The following is a 7,010-nucleotide window of genomic DNA, read 5'->3' as shown; positions in this document are numbered from 1 at the left end:
GAGACGAGCAGCACCGCCCGCCCGTCGGCGGGCAGCGCCAGAAAGGCCGTGCGCAGATCCGTCGCCAGCCGGCGGGACGGGCGCTCGGTCGCCGCCGGGAGCACGTGCCCGGTCAGTGCCCGGACCTCGACCGCCGTGGCGTCGATCCAGGGCCCGGGCACCAGGTCGCCGTCGGGTCCGTCGGCGTAGACACCCCGCACGCGCAGGGAGTACTCGACGTGCAGCGGCGAGGGAGCGAAGAGGGACCAGTTCTGCGCGAAGACCGGCGTCATGTAGCTCGCCAGCACGTCGTGCGCACCGGCCGCGGGCACGCCGGTGCTGCGCTCGCCGTCGGACCGGCCGGTCAGGTAACCCGGCGCCGCCCAGACGAGCGTGGCCGCCAGGTGCGCGAGCAGCACGACCCAGACGACGACCACCAGCCCGCGGACCCGCGCCGGGACGGCCGGGGCCTCCGGCCGCGCTGCCGGGCGGAAGCGGGCGAGATTTTCGCCCGGGGTGGTGCTCACCGCGCACAGGGTGCCAGAGGAAGGGCCCGCGGTTCCAGTCCCGGTCGACCCGGCCCCTGGCACCCGGGGCCGGTCAGCCCCCGCCCGACCGCCCCCGCTGCACCGCGCCGAGGAGCACCCGGATGCCCAGGCCGAGGATGACCAGGTCCAGCAGGATCTGCCCGGAGACGAGCAGCCGGACGGCGTCCGTCCGCGCCACGATGTCCCCGAAGCCGACGGTCGCGAACGTCGAGATCGTGAAGTAGAGGGCGTCGGTCCGGCTGAGGGTCTCGCTGAACGTCGCGGGCTCGCGATCACTGAGCGTGAAATAGGTCGAGGAGAACAGGAGCAGGAAGAACGGGACCAGCGTCGCGAGGGCCTGGACCGCCCGCATGCCCGGGAACCGGGACCGGACGATCGCGCGGACCTCCCAGTACGACATTGCCCCGAGCACGGCGAGGCCGACGGCCAGGACCAGCGCCAGTGACGGGACCGAGAACCGGTCGAGCGGCAGGACGTAGTAGAGCGCCACCAGGAGCGCCGACGTCGCGAACGCCCGCAGCAGGCCCAGGGCGATCAGGGTCCGGCGGCGCCGCTTGGGCAGGGACCGCACGTCGTGGTGCTCGGCGGCGCCGCCGTCCTGCTGCGGTTCACATTCGTCCACGTCGGTCACCTCCCGCACCTGGACTCCACTGTGGCCCCGGACGCGAGAGGCGGCCACCGCGACCCGGACTCCCGGGATCACGATGGCCGCCGCCGCAACGCCGTGAGCGCCGCTCAGCCCTTGACGCAGAGCACCGTGCGCAGCCGCGCCACGACCTCGACGAGGTCGGACTGCGCGGCGATCACGGCGTCGAGGTCCTTGTAGGCACCCGGGATCTCGTCGAGCACGCCCTGGTCCTTGCGGCACTCGACGCCCGCCGTCTGGGCCGCGAGGTCGTCCAGGGTGAACTCCTTCTTGGCCCTGGTCCGCGACATCCGCCGGCCCGCGCCGTGGGACGCCGACCAGTACGACTGCGGGTTGCCCAGGCCGCGCACGACGTAGGAGCCGGTGCCCATCGACCCGGGGATCAGGCCCAGGTCGCCCTGGCCCGCCCGGATCGCGCCCTTGCGGGTGACGATCAGCTCCGCGCCGTCGACCTGTTCGCGCGCCACGTAGTTGTGGTGCACGTTCACGCCCTCGTCGAAGGTCAGCTCGCGGCCGCCGTCGGGCATCTCCGCGAACTCGTCGCGGACCGCCTGGACGGCGAGCGCCATCATGACCGCCCGCGACCGGGCGGCGTACTCCTGAGCCCACCAGAGGTCGTTGAGGTACGCGTCCATCTGGGGCGTGCCGGCCAGGAACACGGCGAGCTCGCGGTCCACGAGGCCCTTGTTGTGCTCCAGGTCCTTGGCGATGCGGACGTGGTGCTCGGCGAGCTCCTTGCCGATGTTCCGGGAGCCGGAGTGGAGCTGGAGCCAGACCTGGTCGTCCTGGTCCAGGCAGACCTCGACGAAGTGGTTGCCGCCGCCGAGCGAGCCGAGCTGCTTGCGCGCCCGGGTCTCGAGCTGCCGAACCTTGGGGTTCAGCGTCTCGAACCGGTCCCAGAACGCCTGCTCGCCTCGGAGCCGCTCCTGTCCACCAGAGCCCTGGACGGGCCGCAGCCGGCGCAGGTCCACCTGCTCGTCGTGCGAGTGGAAGCCGACCGGGATCGCGGCCTCGATCCGCTTGCGGAGACGGGAGAGGTCGTCGGGCAGGTCGGCGGCGGTGAGCGAGGTGCGGACGCCGATCATGCCGCAGCCGATGTCGACGCCGACGGCGTTGGGCGACACGGCGTCGCGCATGGCGATGACGGAGCCGACGGTCGCGCCCTTGCCGAGGTGGACGTCGGGCATCACGCGGACGCCTTCGACCCAGGGCAGGGCGGAGATGTTGCGCAGCTGGTTCAGGGCCGCGTGGTCGACGTCGTGCTCGTGCGCCCACATGAGGGTCTGCGCCCGGGCGCCCGACAGGGCGACCGGGAAGTCCGAGGACATGGGAGTGCTCCAGTTCTGTAGGGGATGGCTCGCAGAACCTATGGGCGGACTGCGGAGGTGCGCCAGGACATTTCGGCGGCGGCGCCGGCGTCAGCCGAGGTCGGTCCCGTCGAGGGACGACGACGACTTCTGGTCGGGCAGCCGCATCATGCGCACGGAGTTGCCGAGCCCGACGAGGCCGGCGAGCAACGGGACCAGCAGCGCCACCTGCAGCGACCGGTTGCGGGCCTCCTCGTTGATGGCGAGCACCTCGGCCTCGACGGCGGGCGGGCGGCCGGTGATCTGCTCGGCGAGCTGGGTGTTGCTCATCACCTCTGCGTCGGTCTCGAGCGCGTCGGCGATCTGCTGCTGATCGGCGGCCGGGATGATCTGGCTCTCCTGAGTGAGCTGGTTGAAGCCGAGCGCGAGGGATGCGAGCAGGATGCCGCCCGACATGGCCAGGCCGAACGAGAGCCCGAAGGATCCGGCGGCCGAGTTGACGCCCGCGGCCTCGCTGACGCGCTCCTCCTCGACGGGGGCGAGGGTGTAGTTGTTGAGCTGCGAGACCAGCAGGCCCAGCCCGCAGCCCGTGATGGCGAGCGGGAGCACGAGGTACCAGCCGCTGTCCACGCGCGGTACGAACGGGATGATGAGGGCGATGCCGAGGCTGGCCAGCAGGAACCCGGTGCGGATGATCGCGGCCGGACGGCGGTTGCCGGCCTTGCGGCCTGCCACGAGCGCGGCCCCGAACATGGTCAGCGAGAGCGGCGTCAGGGCCAGGCCCGCTTCGAGAGCGTTGTACTCCAGCGTCATCTGCAGGAACAGCGGCAGGGCGATCATGGCGCCGCCCAGGGTGACCTGCTGGAGCATCTGGCCGGTGACGCCGGTGGTGAAGCCGGCGTGCCTGAACAGCCCGGGGTCGAGCAGGGGGACCCTGTGCTCCCGGACGCGGCGCACCAGCCAGAGCGCGAGGGCCACCAGCGCGACGACGCCGATCAGCAGGAGCACCCCGACGAGCTCGCCGCCCTCCTGCCAGACCAGGATGCCGAGCACCACGCCGCCCATGCCGATCACGGACAGGATCGCGCCGACGACGTCGACCTGTCGGTCGCCGGTGTACGGGACGTCACGCACGAGCCTGATCTGGCTCAGGACGATCGCGATGATGAGCGCCTCCAGCCCGAACCCGACCCGCCACGACAGGTAGGTGGTGACGAACCCGCCCAGCAGCGGGCCGACGGCGGCGGCGATCGCTGCCGCGGCGCCGACCATGGCGTACGCCTGCTTCTGGGCCGGCCCCTCGAAGTTGCCGTGGATCAGCGACTGCATCGCGGGCAGCAGCAGCGAGGCACCGAGCCCGCCGATGATCGCCCAGAAGATGATGATCGCCGTCAGGCTCTGTGCCAGCGTCATGGCCAGGGCCCCGGCCGCGTAGGCCAGCAGCCCGAGGACGTAGGCGCGCTTACGCCCGATCAGGTCGCCCACCTTGCTGTTGATCAGGATGAACGCGGCCGAGACCAGCGCCTCGAGCGCGATCGCGGACTGCACTCCCCCGGCCGTGGTGTCGAGGTCCTGGATGACGGCGGAGATCGACACGTTCATCAGCGAGGTGTCGACCACAAGCACGAACATCGCGGCGGAGAGCAGCAGCATCAGACGCCTGCTGTGCGCGGTCACGGCCTCGACGCCGTCGCCCGGTGGGGTGCTCATATAGTCGCCCTCAGCTCACGGGGCGGGTCGGCAGCCCCCGGCGATGCCACCCGTCGCTCTTCTCGAGAGTACCCAGGCGGACGCCGTCGCGCCGCGCGGGCCCTCACCTGCAGGAACCGCCCGAGGCAGTAGGATCCTTGCGCGGCTCGGTGCCGCACGCCCCGTTAGCTCAGCTGGTCAGAGCAGGAGACTCATAATCTCTTGGTCCTCGGTTCAAGTCCGAGACGGGGCACCGTAGGACGCGATCACGCAGGTCAGCGCTGTGCGGAAGCATGCAGGGGCGGCCGTACCCTGTGTCCGTGCAAACGGAAGCGGCATCGTCAGTGCCCTGGGAACTCATCGGAACGGCCGCGACCTCACTGCTCGGTGTGGTCGCTCTCTGGCTGAAGCGTGCGCGGAACACCCATGTTCGCGACGAGATCGAGCAGGACCAGAAGATCCTCGCGAACCTGCACGAGCAGTCGGCCATGCGGGCGGTCCTGCAGGAGTCGATCGATGCCAGGGTTCGGCAGATAGCGGCGTCGGCCGACAGGGCGAGCCGGGCGAGGCGCGACCCGTTCGGAGTAGGCCTGGCGATCTTCCTGCTCACCCTCGCCGTCGCCTTCGGCTGGTGGGCCACGCAGGGTGGCTGGTGGCTCCTCCTGTTGCTGCCCGGTGCGTTCTTCGGCTTGCTGGGCCTGGTCGGTCTGTACCAGGACGGCAGGAAGGTGCTGCGCGACGGAAAGGGCAACGAGATCACGGAACCCAGGGCGTCGCGCAAGGAGCGAGCCGCTCGAGTCTGAACGTTCTGACGACGCTCGCGGGCTCGATACCCAGCGCGCTCCCCGATACCGGTCAATAATCTCCCCGACATGACAACGACCAGGATGATCGCGTGCGACATCGACGGAACCCTGCTCCGCACAGGGCAGCCGCCGACGCCGGCGGTGCGGCACGCGGCGCAGGAGGTGCTGCACGCCGGGCATCACATCGTCCTGGCAACGGGCCGTTCGGTGAAGGGCGCGGTGACCGCGGCCCTACAGCTCGGCCTGCGCGACGTCTGGATGGTCACGAGCAACGGGGCGGTCACCGCGCACCTGGTCGGTGAGCACTACCAGGTCGTGGAGCAGCACTCCGTCGACGCCGCGACCGTCATCGACGTCGCGCTGCGGGAGGCGCCCGCCGTGCGGGTCGCCGCCGAGATCGTCGGGGTCGGCTGGCGGGTGAGCGCCCCGTTCCCCGGGTACGAGCTCAACGGCGCGCAGCGCCAGGCCCCGCTAGACGAGTTCCCGCCGAATCCCACGCCGCGAATCGCCCTGCACGGCCCAGACGCCTACCGGTTGGTCCCCGAACTGGTCGCGCGCGGCCTGACGGCGATCGCCACCCGGCTCGACTGGGTCGACGTCACCCCGGCCGGGATCTCGAAGGCATCGTCCCTGGAGAAGGTCCGCATCGAGCTCAGGGTCGACCCGGAGCGCACGGCGGCGATCGGCGACGGGGAGAACGACATCGAGATGTTCGGGTGGGCCGCGCACGCCGTCGCCATGGGCCACGCGTCGCCGTTCGTCCTCGCGGCCGCGACCCACCGCACGGGATCGTTCGACGACGAGGGCGCCGCGAGCGCTCTGCGGTCGCTGCTCGGGTAGCGTCGGGGCCACCCAACCGGCGTCACCTCCGCGCCTCTTCGCCCCTCCCTACATGGGTAACTCACCCCTCATCCCAGGGAGGCAAGCCAATGCGTACCCCGATCGCCGCGAGCCTGAGCGCCTTAGCTCTAGCCTGCTGCCTCACCGCCTGCTCTGTGCCGGCGGAGCCTGCGACGGACGATGCAGCGACCGCCGAGACCACGACCTCCGCCCCGGCATCGAAGCCGAAGGAGTCGACCGAGAAGAAGGAGAAGGAGTCCACCGAGGAAGCCGGACTGGAGCTCACCGAGTCCCAGCAGCAGGCGATTGCCGCGGCGCAGGGCTACCTCGACTACCAGGCCTTCTCACGACAGGGCCTGATCGACCAGCTCTCCAGCGAATACGGCGACGCCTTCCCCGTGAAAGATGCTGAGTTCGCCGTCGACTCGCTCGACGTCGACTGGAACGAGCAAGCCGCCAAGGCGGCTCAGGACTACCTGGACTATGACTCGTTCAGCCGACAAGGCCTCATCGATCAGCTCTCGTCCGAGTACGGCGACCAATTCACCGTGGAGCAAGCGACCTACGGAGTCGACCAGACCGGCCTGTAGATCGCACGGGCCTGTCTGACGGCGCCGCGAGCGCTCTGCTGTCGTTGCTTGGGTGAACTCTTTCGGGGTGAACCTTGCCACCGGCTTCGTGGCCCCGGTCTACCGCTACCGTCATCCCATGCGGAAGAGGTACGTGATCGCGAGCTGGGTGTCGTCGGCCGCCTACGTCGTCGTCGGGCCGCTCCTCACGATCTTGTCGCTTACCGCGCAGACCGACGCCGCAAACCCCGAGGAGGACTTCTTCCCGATCGGGGCGGCGGCCGGCTGGATTCTCGTAGCGGTGCCGCTCACCCTGATCATCGCGACCGCGGCCTTGATCGGAGAGGCGTTCGCGCGCAAGGTGCACCGGTCAGGCGGCAAACTGCTGGTCGTCGCCCTGGTGTCAGCCGTGCTGGTCTTCGGCACCACCACCCTCCTGGGTGCCCTGGTCCGCCTGCCGCTCCAGGAGTGGGCGTTCATGTCCCTGACGCTCCTGCCCGGCTGGCTGGTCGCCGCCGTCGGACCGCGGTTCTGGTGGTGGATCGCTGAGCTGGACAGCAGGCTCGCCCAGCTCGACGCCGAGCCCGAACCCGCACAGGGCTGAAACCCTGGGAAGCGCGCACCGC

8 protein-coding genes and 1 tRNA gene are annotated in these 7,010 nt (G+C 70.5%); 5 read left to right on the top strand and 4 right to left on the bottom strand.

Annotation, left to right across the window (positions count from 1 at the left end; translation table 11 throughout):
• The 4 genes from PROKR_RS35950 to PROKR_RS22655 all read right to left on the bottom strand — a co-directional run.
• Positions 1 to 506, bottom strand: a 506-nt coding sequence (locus PROKR_RS35950) for a DUF5819 family protein (protein WP_245605935.1), incomplete at its 3' end; no start/stop codon positions are given.
• 73 nt (positions 507 to 579) lie between these two features.
• Positions 580 to 1,149: a potassium channel family protein gene (locus tag PROKR_RS22665; protein ID WP_245605934.1), complete on the bottom strand. Its 570-nt coding sequence runs from the start codon at positions 1,147 to 1,149 to the stop codon at positions 580 to 582.
• Positions 1,150 to 1,262: 113 nt separating this feature from the next.
• On the bottom strand, positions 1,263 to 2,501 hold the full coding sequence (locus PROKR_RS22660) for an RtcB family protein (RefSeq protein ID WP_036967882.1): 1,239 nt from the start codon (positions 2,499 to 2,501) through the stop codon (positions 1,263 to 1,265).
• A 90-nt stretch (positions 2,502 to 2,591) separates the two neighbouring features.
• A complete protein-coding gene (locus tag PROKR_RS22655; protein WP_036967879.1) occupies positions 2,592 to 4,190 on the bottom strand; it encodes an MFS transporter in 1,599 nt (532 codons plus the stop codon).
• Between the two features lie 158 nt (positions 4,191 to 4,348).
• Here PROKR_RS22655 and PROKR_RS22650 point away from each other — a divergent pair.
• The 5 genes from PROKR_RS22650 (at position 4,349) to PROKR_RS22630 (ending at position 6,988) form a co-directional block, all read left to right on the top strand.
• Positions 4,349 to 4,422, top strand: a tRNA-Ile gene (locus PROKR_RS22650).
• A 67-nt stretch (positions 4,423 to 4,489) separates the two neighbouring features.
• A complete protein-coding gene (locus PROKR_RS22645; RefSeq protein ID WP_169736525.1) occupies positions 4,490 to 4,972 on the top strand; it encodes a hypothetical protein in 483 nt (160 codons plus the stop codon).
• A gap of 69 nt (positions 4,973 to 5,041) precedes the next feature.
• A complete protein-coding gene (locus PROKR_RS22640) occupies positions 5,042 to 5,815 on the top strand; it encodes an HAD family hydrolase (protein ID WP_036967873.1) in 774 nt (257 codons plus the stop codon).
• 89 nt (positions 5,816 to 5,904) lie between these two features.
• On the top strand, positions 5,905 to 6,405 hold the full coding sequence (locus PROKR_RS30930) for an Ltp family lipoprotein (RefSeq protein WP_051433254.1): 501 nt from the start codon (positions 5,905 to 5,907) through the stop codon (positions 6,403 to 6,405).
• Positions 6,406 to 6,472: 67 nt separating this feature from the next.
• Positions 6,473 to 6,988 carry a hypothetical protein gene (locus tag PROKR_RS22630; RefSeq protein ID WP_036967871.1) on the top strand — a complete coding sequence of 172 codons (516 nt, stop codon included), beginning with the start codon at positions 6,473 to 6,475 and terminating at the stop codon, positions 6,986 to 6,988.
• Positions 6,989 to 7,010 lie beyond the last annotated feature (22 nt).

The sequence above is a fragment of the Promicromonospora kroppenstedtii DSM 19349 genome, assembly GCF_000515355.1.
Classification (GTDB): domain Bacteria; phylum Actinomycetota; class Actinomycetes; order Actinomycetales; family Cellulomonadaceae; genus Promicromonospora; species Promicromonospora kroppenstedtii.
The sequence above is the reverse complement of the archived record's forward strand: the minus strand, read 5'-3'. Positions and strand labels throughout refer to the sequence as shown.